Annotated in this window: 23 protein-coding genes; 12 read left to right on the top strand and 11 right to left on the bottom strand. The window is 74.2% G+C overall.

Going from position 1 to position 23308, the window contains the following annotated elements; translation table 11 throughout:
* Window positions 1–375: 375 nt before the first annotated feature.
* On the bottom strand, window positions 376–1185 hold the full coding sequence (proC, locus tag ABT160_RS35530) for a pyrroline-5-carboxylate reductase (RefSeq protein WP_351652110.1): 810 nt from the start codon (window positions 1183–1185) through the stop codon (window positions 376–378).
* 126 nt (window positions 1186–1311) lie between these two features.
* A complete protein-coding gene (locus ABT160_RS35535; protein WP_351652111.1) occupies window positions 1312–2274 on the bottom strand; it encodes a L,D-transpeptidase in 963 nt (320 codons plus the stop codon).
* Between the two features lie 106 nt (window positions 2275–2380).
* On the opposite strand from ABT160_RS35535, the gene ABT160_RS35540 reads away from it, so the two are divergent.
* The gene (locus ABT160_RS35540; protein ID WP_351652112.1) at window positions 2381–2878 is read left to right on the top strand and encodes a SigE family RNA polymerase sigma factor; all 498 of its coding nucleotides are present in this window, start codon (window positions 2381–2383) and stop codon (window positions 2876–2878) included.
* Complete coding sequence (locus ABT160_RS35545; RefSeq protein WP_351652113.1) at window positions 2868–3479, top strand: L,D-transpeptidase; 612 nt, start codon at window positions 2868–2870, stop codon at window positions 3477–3479. Before ABT160_RS35540 ends, ABT160_RS35545 begins: the two co-directional genes overlap by 11 nt.
* Before the next feature lie 16 nt (window positions 3480–3495).
* Here the strand turns inward: ABT160_RS35545 and ABT160_RS35550 are convergent, their stop codons facing one another.
* The gene (locus tag ABT160_RS35550) at window positions 3496–4278 is read right to left on the bottom strand and encodes an ABC transporter permease (protein ID WP_351652114.1); all 783 of its coding nucleotides are present in this window, start codon (window positions 4276–4278) and stop codon (window positions 3496–3498) included.
* The gene (locus tag ABT160_RS35555) at window positions 4275–5045 is read right to left on the bottom strand and encodes an ABC transporter ATP-binding protein (RefSeq protein ID WP_351652115.1); all 771 of its coding nucleotides are present in this window, start codon (window positions 5043–5045) and stop codon (window positions 4275–4277) included. Before ABT160_RS35555 ends, ABT160_RS35550 begins: the two co-directional genes overlap by 4 nt.
* A 152-nt stretch (window positions 5046–5197) precedes the next feature.
* Here ABT160_RS35555 and ABT160_RS35560 point away from each other — a divergent pair, with 152 nt between their 5' ends.
* Entirely contained in the window at window positions 5198–5671 is a 474-nt protein-coding gene (locus tag ABT160_RS35560; RefSeq protein ID WP_351652116.1) for a hypothetical protein, read from the top strand.
* 68 nt (window positions 5672–5739) lie between these two features.
* Window positions 5740–6243: a hypothetical protein gene (locus tag ABT160_RS35565; protein ID WP_351652117.1), complete on the top strand. Its 504-nt coding sequence runs from the start codon at window positions 5740–5742 to the stop codon at window positions 6241–6243.
* A 37-nt stretch (window positions 6244–6280) separates the two neighbouring features.
* Here the strand turns inward: ABT160_RS35565 and ABT160_RS35570 are convergent, their stop codons facing one another.
* Window positions 6281–6583, bottom strand: coding sequence for a peptidase (locus ABT160_RS35570; protein WP_351652118.1), 303 nt, complete (start codon window positions 6581–6583; stop codon window positions 6281–6283).
* A gap of 128 nt (window positions 6584–6711) precedes the next feature.
* Between ABT160_RS35570 and ABT160_RS35575 the strand changes: the two genes are divergently transcribed.
* Window positions 6712–8946 (top strand): serine/threonine-protein kinase, encoded by a 2235-nt coding sequence (locus ABT160_RS35575; RefSeq protein ID WP_502984361.1) that lies wholly within the window; start codon window positions 6712–6714, stop codon window positions 8944–8946.
* A 426-nt stretch (window positions 8947–9372) separates the two neighbouring features.
* Here ABT160_RS35575 and ilvD read toward each other — a convergent pair whose 3' ends face one another.
* The 4 genes from ilvD to ABT160_RS35595 form a co-directional block, all read right to left on the bottom strand.
* Window positions 9373–11226, bottom strand: a complete 1854-nt coding sequence (ilvD, locus tag ABT160_RS35580; protein ID WP_351652120.1) for a dihydroxy-acid dehydratase — start codon at window positions 11224–11226, stop codon at window positions 9373–9375.
* A 215-nt stretch (window positions 11227–11441) separates the two neighbouring features.
* Complete coding sequence (locus ABT160_RS35585) at window positions 11442–12047, bottom strand: TetR/AcrR family transcriptional regulator (RefSeq protein WP_351652121.1); 606 nt, start codon at window positions 12045–12047, stop codon at window positions 11442–11444.
* Window positions 12044–12862 carry a sugar phosphate isomerase/epimerase family protein gene (locus ABT160_RS35590; protein WP_351652122.1) on the bottom strand — a complete coding sequence of 273 codons (819 nt, stop codon included), beginning with the start codon at window positions 12860–12862 and terminating at the stop codon, window positions 12044–12046. The genes ABT160_RS35585 and ABT160_RS35590 overlap by 4 nt, the downstream gene beginning before the upstream one ends.
* A 20-nt stretch (window positions 12863–12882) precedes the next feature.
* Complete coding sequence (locus ABT160_RS35595) at window positions 12883–13818, bottom strand: Ppx/GppA family phosphatase (RefSeq protein ID WP_351652123.1); 936 nt, start codon at window positions 13816–13818, stop codon at window positions 12883–12885.
* A gap of 41 nt (window positions 13819–13859) precedes the next feature.
* Here ABT160_RS35595 and ABT160_RS35600 point away from each other — a divergent pair, with 41 nt between their 5' ends.
* On the top strand, window positions 13860–14696 hold the full coding sequence (locus ABT160_RS35600) for a DUF3109 family protein (RefSeq protein WP_351652124.1): 837 nt from the start codon (window positions 13860–13862) through the stop codon (window positions 14694–14696).
* A 29-nt stretch (window positions 14697–14725) separates the two neighbouring features.
* Here ABT160_RS35600 and ABT160_RS35605 read toward each other — a convergent pair whose 3' ends face one another.
* Entirely contained in the window at window positions 14726–16450 is a 1725-nt protein-coding gene (locus ABT160_RS35605) for a BACON domain-containing protein (RefSeq protein ID WP_351652125.1), read from the bottom strand.
* A 207-nt stretch (window positions 16451–16657) separates the two neighbouring features.
* Between ABT160_RS35605 and radA the strand changes: the two genes are divergently transcribed.
* Together radA and disA are read left to right on the top strand one after the other, a co-directional pair.
* The gene (gene radA / locus ABT160_RS35610) at window positions 16658–18067 is read left to right on the top strand and encodes a DNA repair protein RadA (protein WP_351652126.1); all 1410 of its coding nucleotides are present in this window, start codon (window positions 16658–16660) and stop codon (window positions 18065–18067) included.
* A 44-nt stretch (window positions 18068–18111) separates the two neighbouring features.
* Window positions 18112–19236, top strand: coding sequence for a DNA integrity scanning diadenylate cyclase DisA (gene disA, locus ABT160_RS35615; RefSeq protein WP_351652127.1), 1125 nt, complete (start codon window positions 18112–18114; stop codon window positions 19234–19236).
* A 93-nt stretch (window positions 19237–19329) separates the two neighbouring features.
* Here disA and ABT160_RS35620 read toward each other — a convergent pair whose 3' ends face one another.
* Window positions 19330–20127, bottom strand: coding sequence for a hypothetical protein (locus tag ABT160_RS35620; protein ID WP_351652128.1), 798 nt, complete (start codon window positions 20125–20127; stop codon window positions 19330–19332).
* Window positions 20128–20298: 171 nt separating this feature from the next.
* Here ABT160_RS35620 and ABT160_RS35625 point away from each other — a divergent pair, with 171 nt between their 5' ends.
* The 4 genes from ABT160_RS35625 (at window position 20299) to ABT160_RS35640 (ending at window position 23306) form a co-directional block, all read left to right on the top strand.
* Window positions 20299–20964, top strand: coding sequence for a phosphatase PAP2 family protein (locus ABT160_RS35625; protein ID WP_502984360.1), 666 nt, complete (start codon window positions 20299–20301; stop codon window positions 20962–20964).
* 22 nt (window positions 20965–20986) lie between these two features.
* On the top strand, window positions 20987–21880 hold the full coding sequence (locus ABT160_RS35630) for an HhH-GPD family protein (protein WP_351652130.1): 894 nt from the start codon (window positions 20987–20989) through the stop codon (window positions 21878–21880).
* 176 nt (window positions 21881–22056) lie between these two features.
* Window positions 22057–22629 (top strand): SigE family RNA polymerase sigma factor, encoded by a 573-nt coding sequence (locus ABT160_RS35635; RefSeq protein WP_351652131.1) that lies wholly within the window; start codon window positions 22057–22059, stop codon window positions 22627–22629.
* A complete protein-coding gene (locus tag ABT160_RS35640) occupies window positions 22617–23306 on the top strand; it encodes a hypothetical protein (protein WP_351652132.1) in 690 nt (229 codons plus the stop codon). Before ABT160_RS35635 ends, ABT160_RS35640 begins: the two co-directional genes overlap by 13 nt.
* The last annotated feature ends 2 nt before the right edge of the window (window positions 23307–23308 follow it).

Consider the following 23308-nt stretch of genomic DNA (forward strand, 5'->3'; position numbering starts at 1 on the left):
TTTCCCTTTCCGGCGGTTCCGACTCTATCAGATCCTTTCGGGCCTGATTCCCAGTCAGAGGGGGTTGTCTTCGCGGCTGTTGGGCCGTTCCGACGAGTGAGACTTTAGCGGAATCCTGGCTCCCGAGCTAATCGGGGTCCCGCTCTCTCGAACGCGATTCCTTCATTTCGCAAAAGCGCACGGAAAACGTCGCGACAGTACGTCGCTCGTTCTTGGTGGGTCTTGCGGAATGGCCGTCCGGGGACCAACCGGGGTTGGTGCTCACGTCGGACAACTCGAAGAACCTTACGGACCAGGGGGTTCCGTGTCAACCCTCGGCCTCGCTCGTACCCACGAGGGGTGATCGCGCGTACGAGCGTGACGCCTTGGGCGGGCTCAGCCGTTGCCGGAGGCCAGCTCGCGGCTGCGGTCGCGGGCGGCCTCCAGGGCCGCGATGAGGGCCGCGCGTACCCCGTGGTTCTCCAGCTCGCGGATCGCGCTGATGGTCGTACCCGCCGGGGAGGTCACCGCCTCGCGGAGCTTCACCGGGTGCTCGCCGCTGTCGCGCAGCATCACGGCGGCGCCGATGGCCGCCTGCACGATCAGGTCGTGGGCCTGGGCGCGCGGCAGGCCCAGGAGGATGCCCGCGTCCGTCATGGCCTCGACCAGGAAGTAGAAGTACGCCGGTCCCGAGCCGGAGAGCGCGGTGGCCGCGTCCTGCTGGCTCTCGGGGACGCGCAGGGTCTTGCCGACGCCGCCGAAGATCTCCTCGGTGTGCGTGACGTGCGCGGGGGTGGCGTGGCTGCCCGCGGAGATGACGGACATGCCCTCGTCGACGAGGACGGGGGTGTTCGGCATGACGCGGACCACGGGGGTGCCGGCGGCGAGGCGCTCCTCGATGAAGGCCGTGGTGATGCCCGCGGCGGCGCTGATGACCAGCCGGTCGGCGCTCAGGTGGGGCGCGAGCTCGTCGAGGAGGCGGCCCATGTCCTGGGGCTTCACGGCGAGGATGAGGGTGTCCGCGCGCTTGGCGGCCTCCGCGTTGCTGACGGCCTCGACGCCGTAGCGCGCGCGCAGTTCTTCCGCGCGGTCGGTACGGCGGGTGGTGACGAGGAGGTCGGCGGGGCGCCAGCCGGCTCGGATCATGCCGCTCAGCAGGGCTTCACCGATCTTGCCGGTGCCGAGGACTGCGACTGTCTTGGTCATGGCTCTGTTCACCTCGCCGCTCTGGGTTACGAGGCGCCATCCTCGCACCGCGCGCCCTCCGGGCGGGTGCGGTGTCCGAGGGGCGGGCATCCCCGCGCGCGTCGGCGGCGCGCGCGGGGCGGGGTGCTACCCGGCGGTGGTGGCGAGGGCGCTGCCCTTGAGCCAGTCCTTCCAGTCGACGTTCCAGTCGCCGTAGCCGTTGCCCGGGTCGACGGTGTCCGTGGAGTTGACGACCTTGACGACGTCGCCGGGTATGACCCGGTCGTAGAAGCGCTTGGCGGTGCCGTCGGTGGCGAGGCCTATGCAGCCGTGGGTGATGTTCCTGCGGCCCGCCGCGGAGTCCGCTCCGGGGTTCTGGTGGAGGTAGGTGCCGGAGGTGGTGAGGTGGACGGCGTAGTAGTACCAGTCGGCGTAGGACTTGCCGTAGCCGACGGTCTGGGAGTCCATGAAGACGCGGTGCTGCTTGTCGGAGACGACCATGACGCCGTTCCAGGTCTCCATGCCGGGGGCGCCGGTGGTGACCGGGACCGTGTTCTTCCGGCCGGCCTCGACGACCGTCATCTCGTGCGCGTCGACGTCGACGGTGGCGACCAGGGAGCGGGCGACGGTGAAGGCGCGGGTGAGGTCGGGTCCGGCCTGGACGGTGACCTTGGTGCCGGGGGTCCAGTAGTCCTGCGGGCGGTAGTCGAGGCGCTGGCCCTGGTGGAGGTTGCGGTCCTTGACCCAGCTCCAGGCGCCGGTGACGGCCGGGGCGGTGGTGACCTCGAGGAGGCGCTCGACGTCGGCGCGCTCGCCCTTGGGCACCGGGGTGGGGAAGGTGAGGGAGACGGGCATGCCGACGCCGACGGACTGTCCGTCGCGGACGTTGAGCTTGGCGTCGGCGAGGTGGCGGCGGGCGGCGAGCTCGGCCGCGGACGGCGGCGTGGCGGTCGGCTTCGGCGACTGTGCGGCGGGCCTGACGGCCGGTGCCTTGGCGTCCGCCGACGCGTTCCCCCCGGCCTGGGCGCAGGATGTGAGCGCGAGCGCGCAGAACAGTGCGGCCGTGGTTGCTGCCGCCGTGCGGCGCAGGGCCGTGCCCGGTCGGGACATGGTCTTGTTCCTCCCCCTGAGGTTTGATCGTTCGGTTGCTGTACGCACGGTGGGGGGTGCCGGGTTGCACCGGAACCGAAAAACTTCGGAGGGGGTCCTAGCGGTTGTGACGGAGGAGGAGTTCGACGCCTTCTACGCGGTCGCCTTCCCGCGTCTGGTGGGGCAGCTGTACGCGCTGACGGGGGACCACGGGGAGGCCCAGGACGTGGTGCAGGAGGCCTTCGTGCGGGCCTGGGACCGCCGTGCCTCCTTCCTTGCGGACCAGGCACCCGAGGCCTGGATCCGTACGGTGGCGATGCGGCTCGCGGTGAGCCGGTGGCGGCGGGCGCGGCGGTGGCTGGACCTGGTGCGCCACCAGGCGCCGCCGGACGGTGTGCCGGGCCCGGGTCCGGAGCACACGGTGCTGGTGGAGGCGTTGCGGCGGTTGCCGGAGGCGCAGCGGCAGGCGGTGGTGCTGCACCACCTGTGCGACCTGAGCGTGGAGCAGATCGCGGTGGAGACGGGTGCTCCGGCGGGGACGGTGAAGGCGCGTCTGTCGCGGGGCAGGGCGGCGCTCGCCGCGTTGCTGTCGGCCGGGGAGATGGAGGACAGCCGTGCCGGATGACGAACTCCGTGACGTACTGCGGGACCTGGCCGGTGCCGGACAGGTGCCGCCGTCGGTGTCGGGCGAGGAGATCCGGCGGCGGGCGGGTGCGCGGGGGCGGCGGCGCCGTGCGGTGGGTGCGGGGGCCGCGGCCGTGGTGGCGCTGGGGATGCTCGCGGTGGGGGTGCCGAAGCTGCTGCACGCGCGCGTGGAGGAGCCCGCGCCCCCGGCCGCGTCGCGGACGAGTGCGCCCCCGTCGCCGAAGGCTCCGGCCGTGGTGGTGGACGTGTCCGCGCGGCGGCTGACGGCGGGCCGGGACGGGCGGGGGCTGCGGGTGCTGCCGGTGCTGGTGGACAAGGAGAAGAACCCGCCGCCGGCGGGACGGATGACCGTGACGGCGAAGTACGCGCGCAAGGACATGCCCGCGTCAGGGATGTCCGACGGGTACGTCTACAAGACGGAGTACGTGATCGAGCTGACCGGGTCCGGGGGGTCGGTGTACTACCTGTTCGGGACGCGGTTCAACACGGTGATCGGCGGGAGCGCCCTGGCGCTGTCGGTGGAGGACGCGCACTGGCTGTACGGAGTGGTGGTGCTCGGGGACGTGGTGGAGGTCCGGTAGGAGCCCCCCCGGTGTCCTACTGGGTGCGGCGGCGCAGGGTGGCGGCTCCGAGGGTGAGGACGAGGAGCGCGCAGGCGGCGACGACCAGGGCGTCGCGGAGGAAGCCGGCGGTGACGTCGGTGTGCTTGAGGACCTCGTTCATGCCGTCGACGGCGTACGACATGGGCAGCACGTCGGAGATGCCCTCCAGGACCGGCTGCATGGTGCCGCGCGGGGCGAACAGGCCGCACAGCAGCAGCTGGGGGAAGATCACCGCGGGCATGAACTGGACGGCCTGGAACTCGGAGGCGGCGAAGGCCGACACGAACAGGCCGAGCGCGGTGCCGAGCAGGGCGTCGAGCAGGGCCACCAGGAGCAGCAGCCAGGGCGAGCCGACGACGTCGAGGCCGAGGAGCCACAGGGCGAGGCCGGTGGCGAGGGCCGACTGGACGACGGCGAGCAGGCCGAACGCGAGCGCGTAGCCGGCGATCAGGTCGCCCTTGCCCAGGGGCATGGCGAGCAGCCGTTCCAGGGTGCCGGAGGTGCGTTCGCGCAGGGTGGCGATCGAGGTCACCAGGAACATCGTGATCAGAGGGAAGATGCCGAGCAGCGAGGCGCCGATGGCGTCGAAGGTGCGGGGGCTGCCGTCGAACACGTACCGCAGCAGGAACAGCATCACGCACGGCACGAGGATCATCAGGGCGATCGAGCGCGGGTCGTGGCGCAGCTGGCGCAGGACGCGGGCGGCGGTGGCGAGGGTGCGGGCGGCGGTGAGGGCGCGCGGGCGGTCGGCGGCGGGGGCGTGGGCGGTGGTGCTCATCGGGCGGCCTCCTCGAGGGCGTTGGCCGCGTCGACGAGGTGGAGGAAGGCGTCCTCGACGGTGGCGGTGTCGTTGCGGCGGCGCAGGGCGTCGGGGGTGTCGTCGGCGAGGATCCGCCCGTCGCGCATGAGCAGGAGGCGGTGGCAGCGCTCGGCCTCGTCCATGACGTGCGAGGAGATGAGGATCGTGGCGCCGCGGTCGGCGGCGATGCGGTGGAAGAGGTTCCACAGTTCGCGGCGCAGGACCGGGTCGAGGCCGACGGTGGGTTCGTCGAGGACGAGCAGCTCGGGGGTGCCGAGCAGGGCGACGGCGAGGGAGACGCGGCTGCGCTGGCCGCCGGAGAGCCGCCCGGCGAGGGCGTCGGCGTGTCCGGTGAGGTCGACGTCGGCGATGGCGCGGGTGACGGTCTCGTGGCGGGCGTCGCGGTGGGCGCGGCCGGGGAGCAGGACGGCGGCGAAGTAGTCGAGGTTCTGCCGGACGGTGAGGTCGTCGTAGACGGAGGGGGCCTGGGTGACGTACCCGATGCGGGAGCGCAGGGCGGCGGCGCCCGCGGGGTGGCCGAGGACCTGGAGGGTGCCGGTGACCTTGGCCTGGGTGCCGACGAGGGCGCGCATCAGGGTGGACTTGCCGCAGCCGGAGGGGCCGAGGAGGCCGGTGATCTGGCCGGGCGGCACGGTGAAGTCGAGACCGCGCAGGACGGTGCGCGCACCGCGTACGACGGTGAGGTCGCGGGCCTCGACGGCGGGGCCGCGCACAGAATTCATCATGTGATGAATTCTGCGCGCGGGGGGTGGGGCCGTCAAGGGGCCGGGAGCGTGTCCGGCCGGGGTCGGGGCGGGGGTCGTCTCGGGGTGGCGTCAGGGGGGAGTCGGGGGCATCCCCCATGGTGGTGGGGGCCCGGGGGCGGGATCGTGGGCATATGAGCCACAAAGGTGAGATTTCCAGGGCCGAACGACGGCAGCTCGCCGTCGCGGCGACATCGCTCGGGCCGTGGCGCACCGCGGCCCTGGTCGGGTCGGGGGGCGGCGCGGTGTCGCTCGTGTTCTCCCTGATCGGCGGCGGGGTGGGGCTGGGGGCGGTGGCGGGGGCGCTGTCCGTCGCCATGACCCTGTTCCTGATCGTGGGCGGGGCGGGCGCGCTCGTCTCCGGCGGGCGCGCGGACCACCGGCGGATACGGGAGTGGGCGGCCGCGCACCCCTGGCGCGTCGCGCTCGTGCCGGGCGCGGCCGCGGTCGTGGGCGAGGTGGTCATCCGCCAGGTGCTGACCGCGCAGGACTTCTTCGCGAGCCTGGGCTCGGGCCTCTGGCAGGGCCTGGTCGTCACGGGCGTGGTGGGCCTGGTGGGGCGGATCGTGAACGCGCGCGGCGGCGCCAAGGGCATACGGGGCGCCTGACCTCCGCGGACGTGATCCGGCCGAAGGTCCTCCCCGGCTTCGGGGCCCGGGCGGGGATAATCGTCCCTGTGAGCGAGCAGAACGACGACAGCAGCGGCGCGGCGGACATCGCCGAGGGACCGCAGCCCGAGCCCATCCGGTTCTTCGGTACGACCTGGGTCGACCACGACGGCCACTACGGGCTGCGGCGCGCCGGCGTGGCCGTCGGGTCGCTGGCGGCGGCCGTCATCAGCTGCCTGGTGCTGCGCTTCGCCTTCCAGGGCCTGCAGATCGCGGCGGTCGGCGGCTTCGTCAACACACTGGTGATCATCATGTTCGCGGTGTGCAGCGCCCTGGCCTTCCGCAAGACCTGGGAGGGCTTCGTGCGCCGCCCGGCGGACCCGGGGCGCGAGGACGCGCTGCGCGGTCTGAAGGCCATCGGCTTCATCGGCTCGCTGTTGGCGTACTTCGTCCGCTCGTTCGTCGAGGCGCCCGGCGAGAAGCTGCTGCGCGAGGAGTACGAGACGGCTCGCGCCCAGTTCGCCAAGCGCCGCGCGCGCTCCTCGGGGAACCCCAAGAAGCGCAAGCGCTGAACGGGGCGGGGCGGGAGCCCCTGATGGAGGAGCCGGTTCAGGAGCAGCGGACCGTGACGTAGCCGTCGGTGCCGGTGTGGACGTAGGCGTCGGAGACGTACTGGCCGTTGCCGATGTTGTCCCAGAGGCTGGTGGTTCCGTAGGGGCCGGAGACGCGCTCGCCGGGCTTCTGGCAGTTGACCGGCACCCGGGCGCCCTCGGCGAGCACCCGCACCACCGGGTAGCCGGTGCCGGGGCCGCTGCGGACGTTCACCCGGTAACCGGGGGCCGTGGCGTAGCGCTTGGCGGTGCGCGGCTCGGCCTCGGCCTCGGCCAGGGTCGCTGACTGCTCGTCGTTCATGTGGTCCTCCCCCGTGGCCGTACGGCTGTCGTACGGCGCGCGCAGGCTAGCAAGCCCCGAAGGGATCGCACGCATCATCGACTAGGCTCCGTGCGTCGCGTGTGCGCACGAACCTACGGGGGTGGGCGATGCCGCCGCTGCGCAGCACCGGGGCGTTCCCGGAAGCGGAACATCCGGAGTACGCCGGGCGGTACCGGCTCGAGGAATGCCTGGGAACGGGCGGCATGGGCGTGGTGCGCCTGGCCACGTCCGACTCGGGGCTGCGCCTGGCCGTGAAGGTGGTGCACGCGGAGCACGCGGCGGACCCCGAGTTCAGGGCGCGCTTCCGGCAGGAGGTGGCGGCCGCGCGACGGGTGAGCGGCGCCTTCACCGCGCCGGTCGTCGACGCCGACCCGGAGGCCCTGCGGCCGTGGATGGCGACGCTGTTCATCGAGGGGCCGACGCTCGCCGAGCGGGTGAAGGGGAACGGGCCGCTGGGCGCCGGGGAGTTGCGCCGGGTGGGCGCGGGGCTGGCCGAGGCGCTGCGCGACATCCACCGGGCCGGCGTGGTGCACCGGGACCTGAAGCCGAGCAACGTGCTGCTCGCCGCGGACGGGCCCAAGGTGATCGACTTCGGGATCTCGCGGCCGGTGGACAGCCAGTTGCGCACGGAGACGGGGAAGCTGATCGGCACGCCGCCGTTCATGGCGCCCGAGCAGTTCCAGCGGCCGAGGGACGTGGGGCCGGCGGCGGACGTGTTCGCGCTGGCGGCGGTGCTGGTGCACGCGGCGACCGGGCGAGGGCCGTTCGACTCGGACAGCCCGTACGTGGTCGCGTACCAAGTGGTGCACAACGAGCCGGACTTGGCTGGCGTCCCGGAGAGCATGGTGCCGCTGCTGCGGCGCTGCCTGGAGAAGGAGCCGGAGCGGCGGCCGACGGCCGACGAGGTGATGACGGGGCTGCGGGGGCTCGGCGGGGACCAGGACACGCAGTCGTGGTCGTTCGCGGCGACGCGGACGCCCGCCGCGGGGACGCCCACGCCGGAGGCGGCAGGTGCTGCCGGGGCCGTTTCCTCGTCCGGGTCCGGGTCCAGGTCCGGGTCCGGGTCCTCGTCCGCGTCCGGTCCGGCCGGTCCGGTGAGGCGGCGGGTGGCCGTGGGCGCGGCGGCGGTGCTGGTGTGCGCGGCGGTGGTCGCCGGGGTGCTGGTCGCGCGGGGCGGGGAGGCTCCGGAGCGGGGGGCGGGGGCGGCGGGCGCGGCCCGTTCGGTGGCGGCCGGGTTCACTCCGTGGGCGGTGCCGTTGACCAGCCGGGGCACGAACCGTACGGCCGCGTGCTCGGCGGCGGGGAAGGCGCTGTACTGCGCGGCGCCCGGAGTGCGGGTGGCCCGCCTGGACGCGAGGAACGGCACGCGCGCGTGGACGGTGCCCTCCGGCGACCTGAAGGGCGAGGCGGCCGCGCCGGTCCTGGCGGGCGGCCTGGTGCACGTGGTGCCGCCGGGGTCCGGGCGGCTGGAGGCGCGGGACCCGGAGAGCGGGGCGTTGCGCTGGAGCGTGGACACCTCGGCTTACACGAACGTGGTGCACGCGGGGAGTGCCGTACTGCTGACCGCGGCCGACGGGCGGGTGCGGCGGCTGGACGCGACCACGGGCAGGCCGAGTTGGACCAAGCGGCTGGGCGGGGCCGGGGCGCAGTGGGTCGCGGGGCCGGATGGGCGGCGGGTGTACGGGGTGGCGGCCTCGGGGTCGGCGCCGGGGTCGGCTTCGGGGGGCGGTGGGCGTACGTCCGTGGTGGCCGTCGACGCCACGAGCGGGGACGTGCTGTGGCGGGAGCGGCTGTCCGGAACGCTGGATCCGGTGCAGGCGAAGGGGAGTTCGCTGGTGCTGCTGTCCACGGACGCGGAGCTGTTCGCGGACGCGGTGGTGCGGCTGGACACGACCACGCGCGCGGTGCGCAGGGTGGCGCTCGGCTCGCCGATGGACCAGGCGCAGGGCGTGGTGGACGGGGAGCGGGCGTACGTGGTGGGGGCTGGAGGTGCGCTGGTGGCGCTCGACCTGGGGCGCGGGGTGCGGAGTTGGCGCCTGGACACCGGGGTGGCGCGGGCGTCGCGACCGGTGGTGGCCGATGGGCGGGTGCTGATGTCCGGTGCGGACGGGAGGGTGGTGGCGGTGTCGGCGGGGGCCGGGGAGCTGGTGGGGGAGAGCGCGGTGCGGATGGGGGCCGGAGGTGCCGGCGGGGGCGGCGGGGGCGGCGGGGGCGGCGGGGGCGGCGGGGGCGGCTATGCGGCGACGCTGCCGTCGCCGGTGGTGGTCGGGGACGTGGTGGTGGGGATGGCGCCGGACGGGGCGGTGTTCGGGGTGGCGGCGCGGGGGGTGGAGGGGTGGTAGGGCGGTGGTGGTGCGGGGGTTAGGGGGTGCGGGGGGTCGTGGTGCGGGGCCTTCTTGCCCCACCCCGCCCCTTCCCGAAAGCCTCCGGCGGTGGGAGGGGGAAGGTTGTTCCGGGGGCTGCGCCCCCGGGCCCCGCGCGGGGCTCCGCCCCTGCACCCCGGTAGGGCCGGGACCCGCGGGCCTCACGGGCCTGCGGGGCCCAGCGGGGCTCCGCCCCTGCACCCCGGTACCCCGGTAGGGCCGGGGCCCGCGGGCTTCACGGGCCTGCGGGGCTTCGCCCCTGCACCCCGGTGGGGCTCCGCGCGTGTACCCCGGTAGGGCCTCGCGCGTGCCCCCGACAGGGCCGGGGCCCGCGGGCCCCTCGGGTCTGTGGGGCTCCCCGGAGTCATGGGCCCGCAGGGACCCGGCCCCTCCCCCCGTCTCCCGTTATCCCAGCTTCGACACGTCCCGGACCGCGCCCTTGTCCGCGCTCGTTGCCATCGCCGCGTAGGCGCGCAGGGCCTGGGAGACCTTGCGGGTGCGGGACTTGGGGGCGTAGGCGCCCGCCAGGGCCTGCTCGCGGGAGGCCAGGGTCTCCTCGGGGACCAGGAGTTCGACCGTACGGTTCGGGATGTCGATGCGGATCCGGTCGCCGTCCTCGACCAGCGCGATCGTGCCGCCCGACGCCGCCTCCGGGGAGGCGTGGCCGATGGAGAGGCCCGACGTGCCGCCGGAGAAGCGGCCGTCGGTGATCAGCGCGCAGGTCTTGCCCAGCCCGCGGCCCTTGAGGAACGAGGTCGGGTACAGCATCTCCTGCATGCCCGGGCCGCCCTTGGGACCCTCGTAGCGGATGACGACGACGTCCCCGTCCTTCACCTGCTTGTTGAGGATCTTCTCGACGGCCTCCTCCTGCGACTCGCAGACGACCGCCGGGCCCTCGAAGGTCCAGATGGACTCGTCGACGCCCGCCGTCTTCACCACGCAGCCGTCGACCGCCAGGTTGCCCTTGAGGACCGCCAGGCCGCCGTCCTGGGAGTACGCGTGCTCCGCCGAGCGGATGCAGCCCTCGGCCGCGTCCGTGTCGAGGCTGTCCCAGCGCTCCGACTGGGAGAAGGCCTCCGACGAGCGCACGCAGCCGGGGGCCGCGTGCCACAGTTCCACGGCCTCCGGCGACGGGGAGCCGCCGCGCACGTCCCAGGTCTTCAGCCAGTCCGCGAGGGAGGGGCTGTGGACGGAGTGGACGTCCTCGCGCAGCAGGCCCGCGCGGTGGAGTTCGCCGAGCAGGGCGGGGATGCCGCCGGCCCGGTGGACGTCCTCCATGTAGTACGTACGGTTCTTGCCGACGTTGGGCGCGACCTTGGCCAGGCACGGGACCCGGCGCGAGACGGCGTCGATCTCGTTGAGGCCGAACTCCACGCCCGCCTCCTGGGCGGCGGCCAGCAGGTGCAGGATCGTGTTGGTGGAGCCGCCCATGGCGATGTCCAGGGCCATGGCGTTCTCGAAGGCGGCGAAGGACGCGACCGCGCGCGGCAGGACGGTGGCGTCGTCCTGCTCGTAGTAGCGGCGGGTGATGTCCATGACCGTGCGCGCGGCGTCCTCGTACAGGGCGCGGCGGGCGGTGTGGGTGGCCAGGACCGAGCCGTTGCCGGGCAGGGACAGGCCGATGGCCTCGGTGAGGCAGTTCATCGAGTTGGCGGTGAACATGCCGGAACACGAGCCGCAGGTCGGGCAGGCGTTCTCCTCGATGCGCCGGATGTCCTCGTCGGAGATCTTGTCGTTGACCGCGTCGGAGATCGCGTCGACCAGGTCCAGGGTGCGCACCGTGCCGTCGACCAGGGTCGCGCGGCCGGACTCCATGGGGCCGCCGGAGACGAAGACCGTCGGGATGTTCAGGCGCAGGGCGGCCATCAGCATGCCGGGGGTGATCTTGTCGCAGTTGGAGATGCAGACCAGGGCGTCGGCGCAGTGCGCCTCCACCATGTACTCCACCGAGTCGGCGATCAGGTCGCGCGAGGGCAGGCTGTAGAGCATGCCGCCGTGGCCCATCGCGATGCCGTCGTCGACGGCGATGGTGTTGAACTCGCGCGGGATGCCGCCCGCCTCGGTGATCGCCTCGGAGACGATGCGGCCGACGGGCGCCAGGTGGGTGTGGCCCGGGACGAACTCGGTGAAGGAGTTCGCCACCGCGATGATCGGCTTCCGTCCGATGTCCGCGCCCGGTACACCGGAGGCGCGCATCAGGGCGCGCGCACCCGCCATGTTGCGGCCGTGGGTGACTGTGCGGGACCTCAGCTCGGGCATCGTCGCTCGCTCCTTGCAGACGGGTGTTCCTGGGGCCGAGCCTACGCCGCGACTCCAAGATCTGGACAGGGTGTCCGGAATACGGGACGGGGAGTACCGCCCCTGAGGGTGATCGGGTGCCGATCCCGGGAGTGGTCGGGTGCCGATCCCGGGGACGGCCGGGTGCCGATCCCGGGGGGTGATCGGGTGCCCCCCGGGGACGGTCCAGTACCGCCTCAGGGGACGGTCAGGTACCTCTGCAGCGTCGGCGCCACCAGTTTCACGATCTCCTCGGGGTCCGCCGACGCCAGCGGCTCCACCCGCACCACGTACCGCAGCATCGCGATGCCGACCATGTGCGACGCGGCCAGCTCCGCCCGCAGCTTCGGGTCCGGTACGTCGAGGTCGGCGGCGACCCGCTCCAGGACCCGGCGCAGCACGAACGCCCTGAGCACCTTGGCGGCGGCGTCGTGGGTCAGCGCCGAGCGGATGACCGCGAGCATCGGGGTGCGGACCGCCGGGTTCTCCCAGACGCCCAGGAAGTAGCGGGCCAGCCGCTCCCCGATGCCGTCCGGGCCCTCGCCCACCACGGCGGAGACCACCAGGGCCGGTTCCATGGTGACCTCGATGGCCGCCTCGAAGACCTCGTCCTTGGTGCCGAAGTAGTGGTGCACCAGCGCCGGGTCGACCCCGGCGGCCTTGGCGATGCCGCGCACGGACGTCTTGTCGTACCCCCGGGCGGCGAACTCCGCGCGGGCCGCCGCGAGGATCCGCTCCCGGGCCCCGGGCCCCTGCTCCGCGTCCCGCGGCGGGCGGCCCCGGCCCCTGCGCGCCGCGGTCACCGGACGCGGGCGGCCGAGGCGAGGTGCAGGCGCGTGTAGGCGAGGGCCTCGGCGAGATCGGCCTCGCGCTCGGCGGCGGACATCGCCCGCCGGGTGTTGACCTCGATCACGACGTGCCCGTCGAAGCCGGTGCGGGCCAGCCGCTCCAGGAGCTCCGCGCACGGCTGGGTGCCCCGGCCGGGGACCAGGTGCTCGTCCTTGGCGGAGCCGCGCCCGTCGGCGAGGTGGACGTGGCCGAGCCGGTCGCCCATGCGGTCGATCATCGCCAGGGCGTCGGTGCGGGCGGTCGCGGTGTGCGAGAGGTCGACCGTGAAGTGCCGGTAGTCGTCCTTGGTGACGTCCCACTCGGGGGCGTACGCGAGCATCTCGCGGTCGCGGTAGCGCCAGGGGTACATGTTCTCGACGGCGAACCGCACGTCCGTCTCGTCGGCCATGCGCCAGATCCCGTCGACGAAGTCGCGGGCGTACTGCCGCTGCCAGCGGAACGGCGGGTGGACGACGACCGTGGAGGCGCCCAGCTTCTCGGCGGCGGCCTGCGCGCGCTGGAGCTTGACCCACGGGTCGGTGGACCAGACCCGCTGGGTGATCAGCAGGCAGGGCGCGTGGATCGCGAGGATCGGCACCTGGTGGTAGTCGGAGAGGCGCCGCAGCGCCTCCACGTCCTGGCTGACGGGGTCGGTCCACACCATGACCTCGACGCCGTCGTAGCCCAGGCGCGCGGCGATCTCGAAGGCCGTCGCCGTCGACTCCGGATAGACCGAGGCCGTCGACAGGGCGACCTTCGCATCCGGGATGCGCACCACTGGTTCTGCCACGAGGGACAGCGTACGGGCCGTCACCGCGCGGCGGGGAGGCGGTCCAGGCGGCGCAGGATCACGCCCTCGCGCAGGGCCCACGGACAGATCTCCAGTTCGTCCACCCCGAACAGGTCCATCGCGCCCTCCGCGACCAGCGCCCCGGCCAGCAGCTGCGGGGCGCGGCCCTCGGAGACGCCGGGCAGGGTGCAGCGCTGCTCGGTGGTCATGGCGGCCAGCTTGGGCACCCACTCCTCCAGGGAGCGGCGGCTGAGGCCGCGCTGGGCGTAGATGCCGTCGCCGGAGCCGGGGGCGCCGGCGATCCGGGCGAGCTGCTTGAAGGTCTTGGAGGTGGCGACCACGTGGTCGGGGCGGCCGAACCGGGTGAACTCGCCGACGGTACGGGCGATCTGGGCCCGGACGTGCCGGCGCAGCGCCTTGACGTCCACCGGGTCCGGCGGGTCGCCGGGCAGCCAGCCGCCGGTCAGGCGGCCCGCGCCGAGCGGCAGGCTGACGGCGGCGTCGGGTTCCTCGTCGATGCCGTACGCGATTTCGAGGGAACCCCCGCCGATGTCCAGGAGCAGCAGCTTGCCCGCGGACCAGCCGAACCAGCGGCGGGCGGCGAGGAAGGTGAGCCGGGCCTCCTCCGCGCCGGAGAGCACCTGGAGGTCGACGCCGGTCTCGTCGTGGACGCGGCGCAGCACGTCGTCGGCGTTGGTGGCCTCGCGCACGGCGGAGGTGGCGAAGGGCAGCACGTCCTCGCAGCCCTTGTCCTCGGCGGCCTGCAGCGCGGAGGCGATGGTGGAGATGAGACGGTCGACCCCGGCGGGCGCGATCGCGCCCTGGCCGTCGAGGAGTTCGGCCAGGCGCAGCTCCGCCTTGTGCGAGTGGGCGGGCAGCGGGCGGGCACCGTGGTGCGCGTCCACCATCAGCAGGTGCACCGTGTTCGAACCGACGTCGAGGACTCCGAGTCTCATGCACTGAACGCTACTGCTCCCGCGCGCATACGCTTGGCCCCGTGCCAAAGACGAAAAAGGCGAAGCCGGGCAAAGCCAAGGCGAAGAAGACCTCCGCGCAGGGTGACAAGACCCTCAAGGCGGCCGTCGACGACGAGAAGGGCCTCGATTTCGCGCGGGCGTGGGTGGAGTTCCCCGACCCGGCGGACGACGAGCAGGTGTTCCGCTGCGACCTGACGTGGCTGACGTCGCGCTGGACGTGCGTCTTCGGCAGCGGCTGCCAGGGCATCCAGGCGGGGCGCGCGGACGACGGCTGCTGCACGCTGGGCGCGCACTTCTCGGACGACGACGACGAGAAGCGCGTGGCGTCGTACGTGGAGCGGCTCACCCCGGACCTGTGGCAGTTCCACGACGTGGGCACGGACTCGGGCTGGGTGCAGCTGGACGAGGACGGCGACCGCCAGACGCGGCGCTGGAAGGGGTCGTGCATCTTCCAGAACCGTCCGGGGTTCGCGGGCGGCGCGGGCTGCTCGCTGCACATCCTGGCGCTGAAGGAGGGCAAGGAGCCGCTGGAGACCAAGCCGGACGTGTGCTGGCAGCTGCCGGTGCGCCGGACGTACGACTGGATCGAGCGGCCGGACGACACCAAGGTGCTCCAGGTCTCGATCGGCGAGTACGACCGCAGGGGCTGGGGTCCGGGCGGCCACGACCTGCACTGGTGGTGCACCTCGGCGACGTCGGCGCACGGCGCGGGCGAGCCGGTGTACGTGACCTACCGGCCGGAGCTGACGGAGCTGATGGGCCCCCGGGCGTACGAGGTGCTGGTCGGCCTGTGCGAGGCCCGGCTGGCCTCGCAGCTGCCGCTGGTGGCGCCGCACCCGGCGGACCCGGTCGGCTGACGCGCGGGCCCGCCGGTCCCCGGGGCGCGCTACGGCTGCGGGGACTGGTCCGGCGCCGGTGACTGCGGCTGGTCGGTGACCGGCGGCGGGCTGGACGGCGGCTCGGAGGTGGGCGGCGGGCTGGACTCGGGCGGCTGCGAGGTCGGCGGCGGGCTCGACGTGGGCGGCGGGCTGGACGTCGGCGGCTGCGAGGTGGGCGGCTGCGAGGTGGGCGGCGGGCTCGACGGCTCCGGGTCGGTGGTCGGGGGCGTCGGCACGTCCCCGTACCCGCTGATGCGCACGACCGCGCCCGCCGGGTCGACGCCCACGCGCGCGTGCCAGGCGCCGCGGGGTTCGCGGGCGTGGTCCACGGAGACGTACACGGTCACCGACCGGCCGGGCTCCAGGCTGCCGGTGGCCCGGCTCACGTACAGCCACGGCGCGTCCGACCACAGCGACCAGCGCACCGCGGAGCCGCCCGAGGCGCGCAGGGTGACCGCGGTGGTGTCGCCGCCCGCGGCCCGCGCCTCGACGGTCAGCCGCCCGGGCGCGGCCCGGCCGGGGCGAGCGGGCGGGACGGGGGCGCCGGTGGTGACGACCTCCACGGAGACGTCCGGGGCCCGGCTGCCCTCGGTGAAGCGGGCGTCGGGGCTGGTGCGGGCGTTGCCCGCGTTCGCGTAGTGGTCGTAGCCGCGGTCGGCGGCGCCGCCCGGCTCCTCGGCGTCGCCGACGGCGACGGAGGCGCTGTCGTGGCCGCCGCCCTGGGGGTCGCCCCGGTAGGCGGCCCACAGGGCGAGCACCGGGGCGCAGACCACGGCCGCGACGACGGTGGTGGTCACCGCGCGCGTGCGCAGCCGGTCGCGGCGGGCGGCGTGGTCCTTGGGGTCGAGCGGGAAGCCGGTGGGGCCGAAGCGCGGGGAGGCGGGCCGGGCGCGGGGCGCGTTGAGCATCGCCACGTGGGCCGCCGCGCGCGGGGCGAGCACCAGGGGCAGGGCGGCCTGGCCGGGGGTGGCGCCGGGCCAGGGTCCGGCGGCGCCCGCGCGCTCGGCGGCGCGGCGGCAGCGGGGGCAGTCGTCGACGTGCCGGACGAGTTCGCGGCGCAGGGTGGCGGAGAGCAGCACCTGGTGGTCGCCGGTGAGGGCGGCGACGGTGGGGCAGGTGCCGGTCTCGACGACGGCGAGCGCGGCGCGGGTGCGCTCGACCTCGCAGGCGGCGGAGGCGAACAGCTCGCGGGCGGCGATCGGGTCGAGGCCGAGGACGGCGGCGACGTCGCGGGTGGCCAGGCCGTGCCGCACGGCGAGCTCCAGGGCCTCGCGCTGCTCGGGGGTGGTGCCGGCGGCCTCCGGCCAGGCGAGCCGGGCCAGTTCGGCGCGGCGGCGCTCGGCGGTCTCCTCGGTGACGCGCGCGGGGGCGGACGGGGCGGGGCCCGCGGGGCGGCCGGTGTGGGCGCCCTGGCGGTTGCGCTTCTGCTCGGCCAGGGTGCGCAGGCAGGCCCAGCGGGCGAGCGCGTAGAGCCACGCCTTGCGGCGGCCCTCGTCCTCGGGGCAGCGGGCGGACTGCCGCTCGGAGACGGCGAGCACGTCGCCGAGGGCGGCGGTGGCCGCGTCGTGGTCGCACAGCACGGAGAGGCAGTACGTGAACAGTCCGTCCAGGTACGCCTCGTAGCGCGCGGGCGGGCGCTGGGCCTGCGTCCGCGCGCCGGACCGGTTCGCGCCCCGGCGGTGTGCCCGGTGCGCGCCGGTGGTGTGCGTGGGGTGCTCCACTCTGCTCGTCACCCGGCGACCGTAGGAGTTGTGGGACAGGCCCTTAGTACCGCTTGAGCACTTTTAATCCTTACGGGTGAACGTATCCCTCAAAAGGGGACAGGAAGCTGTGATTCCTCCCCCTGAGGGTGACCGGTTGCGACCGCCCCGGCGCCCGTGACCGGCGACGGAGGCCCCGGGGCACGGGCGTTGTCAGTGGTTCCCATTACGGTTCTCGGCATGGCTGCCCGTACGAAATCCGCGAAGGACCGGCCGTCCTACCGCTGCACCGAGTGCGGCTGGACGACCGCCAAGTGGCTCGGCCGCTGCCCCGAGTGCCAGGCCTGGGGGACGGTCGAGGAGTACGGCGCGCCCGCGGTCCGCACCACCGCCGCGGGACGCGTCTCCACCGCCGCCCTGCCGATCGGCCAGGTGGACGGCCGCCAGGCGACCGCCCGCTCCACCGGCGTGAGCGAGCTGGACCGGGTGCTGGGCGGCGGCCTGGTGCCGGGCGCCGTGGTGCTGCTGGCCGGCGAGCCGGGCGTGGGCAAGTCGACGCTGCTGCTGGACGTGGCGGCCAAGGCGGCCAGCGCGGAGCACCCGACGCTGTACGTGACCGGGGAGGAGTCCGCCAGCCAGGTCAGGCTGCGGGCCGACCGGATCAACGCGCTGGACGACCACCTGTACCTGGCCGCCGAGACCGACCTGTCCGCGGTCCTGGGGCACCTGGACGCGGTGAAGCCGTCCTTGCTGATCATGGACTCGGTGCAGACGGTCGCCTCCCCCGAGATCGACGGCGCCCCGGGCGGCATGGCGCAGGTCCGCGAGGTCGCGGGCGCCCTGATCCGGGCCTCCAAGGACCGCGGCATGTCCACGCTGCTCGTGGGACACGTCACCAAGGACGGCGCCATCGCGGGCCCGCGCCTGCTGGAGCACCTGGTCGACGTCGTCCTGCACTTCGAGGGCGACCGGCACGCGCGCCTGCGCCTGGTGCGCGGCGTGAAGAACCGGTACGGGGCGACGGACGAGGTCGGCTGCTTCGAGCTGCACGACGAGGGCATCACCGGCCTCGCCGACCCCTCGGGCCTGTTCCTGACCCGGCGCGACGTGGCCGTGCCGGGCACCTGCCTGACGGTGACCCTGGAGGGCCGCCGCCCGCTGGTGGCCGAGGTCCAGGCGCTGACCGTGGACTCCCAGATCCCGTCCCCCCGGCGCACCACCTCGGGCCTGGAGACCTCCCGGGTCTCGATGATGCTGGCCGTCCTGGAGCAGCGCGGCCGGATCAGCGCGCTGGGCAAGCGCGACATCTACTGCGCCACGGTGGGCGGCGTGCGGCTCTCCGAGCCGGCCTCCGACCTGGCGGTCGCCCTGTCCCTGGCCTCCGCGGCGAGCGACACCCCGCTGCCCAAGAACCTGGTCGCGATCGGCGAGGTGGGCCTGGCGGGCGAGGTCAGGAGGGTCACCGGCGTGCAGCGGCGGCTGGCCGAGGCGCACCGGCTGGGCTTCACGCACGCGTTGGTGCCCACCGATCCGGGCAGGGTCCCGGCGGGCATGAAGGTGACCGAGGTCGCGGACATGGGGGACGCGCTCAGGGTGCTGCCGAGGCGCCGCCGTGCGGAGTCCCCACAGCCGGAGGAAGAGCGCCGGTAGACTTTGCCCTGGTCTCGCCCATCCGTACGAGCCGGAGGAGTGCAGTGGCAGCCAACGACCGGGCAGCAGCATCCGGAAAGTCCGGCCAAGGCTCCGGCAACGAAGCGCTGATGCGCGCGGCCCTGAGCGCGGTCGCGCCCGGCACCGCCCTGCGCGACGGCCTGGAGCGCATCCTGCGGGGCAACACGGGCGGTCTCATCGTCCTCGGCCTCGACAAGACCGTGGACTCGATGTGCACCGGCGGGTTCGTGCTCGACGTGGAGTTCGCCGCGACGCGCCTGCGCGAGCTGTGCAAGCTGGACGGCGCGCTGGTCCTGGACAAGGACATCACCAAGATCCACCGGGCCGGCGTCCAGCTGGTCCCGGACGCGTCCATCCCCACCGAGGAGACCGGCACCCGGCACCGCACCGCGGACCGGGTCTCCAAGCAGTGCGGCTTCCCGGTCGTCTCCGTCTCCCAGTCCATGCGCCTGATCGCGCTGTACGTGGACGGGGAGCGCCGGGTCCTGGAGGAGTCGGCGGCCATCCTGTCCCGCGCCAACCAGGCGCTGGCGACCCTGGAGCGCTACAAGCTGCGCCTGGACGAGGTCGCGGGCACCCTGTCGGCCCTGGAGATCGAGGACCTGGTCACCGTCCGGGACGTCACGGCGGTGGCGCAGCGCCTGGAGATGGTGCGCCGGATCGCCACCGAGATCGCCGAGTACGTGGTGGAGCTGGGCACCGACGGCCGGCTGCTCTCGCTCCAGCTGGACGAGCTGATCGCGGGCGTCGAGCCGGAGCGCGAACTGGTGGTGCGGGACTACGTGCCGGAGCCGACCGCCAAGCGTTCGCGCACGGTCGCCGAGGCGCTGTCCGAGCTGGACGCGCTGACCCACACCGAGCTGCTCGAACTGCCCATAGTGGCCAGGGCGCTGGGCTACAGCGGCTCCCCCGAGACGCTGGACTCGGCGGTCTCGCCGCGCGGCTTCCGGCTGCTCGCCAAGGTGCCCCGGCTGCCCGGCGCGATCATCGAGCGCCTGGTGGAGCACTTCGGCGGCCTGCAGAAGCTGCTCGCCGCCAGCGTGGACGACCTGCAGACCGTCGACGGCGTGGGCGAGGCGCGGGCCCGCAGCGTCCGCGAGGGCCTGTCGCGCCTGGCGGAGTCCTCGATCCTGGAGCGCTACGTCTGACCCGTCGCCGGGCGGCCCGGCCCGCCCGGCCCGGTCGGCCTGACCAGCTCGGTCGGGCGGACCAGCTCAGTCGGCCCGGTCGGCTCGCCCGGCTCAGTCCTTCGACAGGGTGAAGGACGCCGGCATCACCTTGACGCCGGGGACCTGAGCCTCGATCAAGTACGTTCCCGGGCCCAGCAGTCCGGCCGGCGGCGTCGCGCACTGGGCGGCGCTGCGCTTGCGGTCCCACTCCACGGTGTGCGTCACCGTCTTGCCCGCGGGCATCCGCAGCAGCACGTGCTCGGCGCCGCGCGGACAGTCCCCGGAGGACCAGACCGGCTCGTCCTGGTCGTCGCGGATGGTCAGCACCGCGGCCTTCGGCCCGAGGTCGGCCTTGCACTCGGCGGCGGCGGTGCTGCGGGCGACGAGCTGGAAGGTGGGCTTCTCGTCGGGCGCGTACGACACCTTGAGGCTGCGCAGTGTCAACTGCACGGAACCGGGGGCGCAGTCGGGAATCGGGGAGTTCGCCGGGACCTGCTGGCCCTCGCTGCCGCCGACGCTCCCGCCGACCGTGGTGTCCCCGTTCTTGCCGGCGCCGTCGCCGCCCGCCGTGCCGCCGCCGTCCTCGCCGCCGTCACCGCCCTCGCCGCCGCCGGAGTCGCCCGAGTCGTCGCGGCCGCCCGGCTGGGAGCTGATGGCGGGGCCCGACTGGGAGGGGCCCGGGGTGATGGACGGCGCGGGGGTGGGGCCGCCCTTGCCCTTGCCGCCGCCCTCGTCGCCCGTACCGCCGCCGGAGCTCAGCGCCCACACGGCCAGCAGGACGAGCACCGCGGCCAGTGACAGCGCGACGGCCCTCCGCCGCCAGTAGATGGAGGAGGGAAGCGGACCGACCGGATTGCGCAGAGATCCCACGGACCGAACTGTACGAGAGATCGGCGCCAACTCAGGCCCCACCCGCCGCCGTAGCCCGCAAGTTTTGCGGATGATCACATACCCCCGGCCGTCCGGCCCCCCCGGCCGCCGCTCCTCCCCCGGTCACGGGCGTGCCCCGGTACCCCGCGCGCCCCGGTACGGTTCATGGACATGGATCAAGAGCTGTACCGCGACGTCCTGGACTTCGCCCACGAGACCCCCTCCTGGTTCCAGAGCCTGGCCGAGCTCTGGACCGAGCTGGGGCTGCTGCTGTTCGGCGCGCTGTTCGTCGTCGCCTGGTGGCGGGCGCGCGCCGGGGACACCCGGCTGATGGCGCTCGCGGTGCTCGCCCCGCTGGCCACCGCGGCCGGCTACGTCGTCAGCGAGGTGCTCAAGTCGCTGATCGAGGAGGAGCGCCCGTGCCGGGCCGTGGCCGGGGCCGCCGCGTCCCTGGTGGCCTGCCCGCCGCACGGCGACTGGTCCTTCCCCTCCAACCACTCCGCGATCGCGGGCGCCGGGGCGGTCGGCCTCGCGCTCGCCTGGCGCCGGGTCGCCCTGCTGACCGTGCCGATGGCGGTGCTGATGGCCTCCTCCCGGGTCTTCGTGGGCGTGCACTACCCGCACGACGTGGCGGCCGGCCTGGTGCTCGGCGCGCTGGTCGCGTTCCTCTTCGTACGCCTGCTGCGGCGGCCCGTGACCGCGCTCACCGACGCCGTGCGCAGCAGCCGGGCCCCGGCCGTGGCCTGGCTGGCGGGGCGCGGCCCGGTGCGGCCGGCGACCCGGCCCGAGCACACCAGCCACCGGGCGCCGCGGCGGGTGCGCCACCGCGCGCGCTGAACGTGCCAGGATCGGGGGTGCCATGACTGCGACCGACACCCCCGCCCCCGCCCAGCTCCACGTGCCCGTCATCGCGTGGTTCGACCAGCACGCCCGCGACCTGCCCTGGCGCCGCCCGGAGGCGGGCGCCTGGGGCGTGATGGTCAGCGAGTTCATGCTCCAGCAGACCCCCGTCAGCCGTGTCCTGCCGGTGTACGAGCAGTGGCTGGCCCGCTGGCCGCGCCCGGCCGACCTGGCCGCCGAGCCGTCCGGCGAGGCCGTGCGCGCCTGGGGCCGGCTCGGCTACCCGCGCCGCGCGCTGCGCCTGCACGGCGCGGCCGTGGCGATAACGGAGCGGCACGGCGGCGACGTGCCCAGCGACCACTCCCAGCTGCTGTCCCTGCCGGGGATCGGCGAGTACACGGCGGCGGCCGTCGCCTCCTTCGCGTACGGGCAGCGCCACGCCGTGCTCGACACCAACGTCCGCCGGGTGTTCGCCCGGGCAGCGACCGGCATCCAGTACCCGCCGAACGCCACCACCGCCGCCGAGCGCAAGCTGGCCCGGGCGCTGCTGCCCGAGGACGAGGCCACCGCCGCCCGCTGGGCCGCCGCCTCGATGGAGCTGGGCGCCCTGGTGTGCACGGCGAAGAACGAGGACTGCGGGCGCTGCCCGATCGCCCGGGAGTGCGCCTGGCGCCTCGCGGGCAAGCCCGCGCACGACGGCCCGGCGCGCCGCGGCCAGACGTACGCGGGCACCGACCGCCAGGTGCGCGGCCGGCTGCTCGCCGTGCTGCGGGAGGCGGTGGACCCGGTGCCGCAGGCCGCCCTCGACGCGGTGTGGGACGAGCCGGTGCAGCGGGCCCGCGCGCTGGACGGCCTGGTCGCCGACGGTCTGGTCGAGCCGCTGCCGGACGGCCTGTACCGACTGCCCGGATAGCCCCCGTTCCGGGGCCCCCGGGCCCCGGAACCGCCCGCGCGCCCCTCCGTTACACAACCGATGGGCAGCCGTGCGTCCGCCGACGGCTGCTCCGCACAGCCCCGTGACAACTGCTCCGTAGCGTCTTGTCACGTAAGCGAATCACGGCTTGTCACGGGGATCGGAGGCGGTTGGGAATGGCGCACGGCGAGGTGCTCGACTTCGAGGAGTACGTACGCACGCGGCAGGAGGCCCTGCTGCGCAGCGCCCGTCGTCTCGTCCCCGACCCGGTCGACGCGCAGGACCTGCTGCAGACGGCCCTCGTCCGCACCTACGGCCGCTGGGACGGCATCGCGGACAAGTCGCTCGCCGACGCGTACCTCCGCCGGGTGATGATCAACACCCGCACCGAGTGGTGGCGGGCGCGCAAGCTCGAAGAGGTGCCCACCGAGCAGCTGCCCGACGCCAGCGTCGACGACGCCACCGAGCAGCACGCCGACCGCGCGCTGCTGATGGACGTCCTGAAGGTGCTGGCCCCCAAGCAGCGCAGCGTGGTCGTGCTGCGGCACTGGGAGCAGATGAGCACCGAGGAGACCGCTGCCGCGCTCGGCATGTCGACGGGTACGGTGAAGAGCACGCTCCACCGGGCCCTGGCACGTCTGCGCCAGGAGCTGGAGAGCCGGTCCGTCGACACCGCCGCCGACGTCCGTGCGCTGGAGCGCCCGAGCGGACGGCGTGACGACAGGGAGCGGGAGCGGTGCGCGGCCTGAGTGCCAGACAGGACGATCCCGGCGCGGGCCGGGCGCGGAGCGGTCTCTGGGCGGCGAGTACCACGGCGGTTGCCGGGCTCGCCGTCTTCGGCCTGCTCGTGGCCGGGTGCGCCACCGGCGGCACCGGGACCCGCGACGCCGGGCCCGCCTCGGTCGACCGGGTGTCGCCCTCGGTGGCGCCGACCGCCACGGGCACGCCGCTGCCCGCCAAGAAGGTGAACCCGGTCGAGCTCCTCAAGGAGGACCCGAAGGTCAGCGCCCGGATCAAGGCCGACCTGAAGCCCTGCGCTGCCGACGCCTACCCGGTGGACACCTCCTACGGCAACCTGACCGGCGGAACGGCCCCCGATGTGGTTGTCAACGTGATGACCTGCGGAGATGCCGTGGGACTCGGTACTTACGTGTATCGCGAGGACGCCGAGAAGTACCAGAATGTCTTTGCGGTCGAGGAGCCCGCCGTCTACTCCACGATCGACCGGGGCGACCTGGTCGTGAACAAGCCCCTGTACGAGAAGGGGGACTCGATGGCGTACCCCTCGGCCGAAGAGGTCGTGACGTACCGCTGGGCGGGCAACAAGTTCACGGAGCACGACCGGGTGCGCAACGAATACAGCCGAGCGGTCGGCGGCGGCGACGAGGACACCGAGCCGAAGCCCACCGCTCCGAAGGAGAACTGAGA

Source organism: Streptomyces sp. NPDC001941 (assembly GCF_040296945.1).
In the GTDB taxonomy this organism is placed as follows: domain Bacteria; phylum Actinomycetota; class Actinomycetes; order Streptomycetales; family Streptomycetaceae; genus Streptomyces.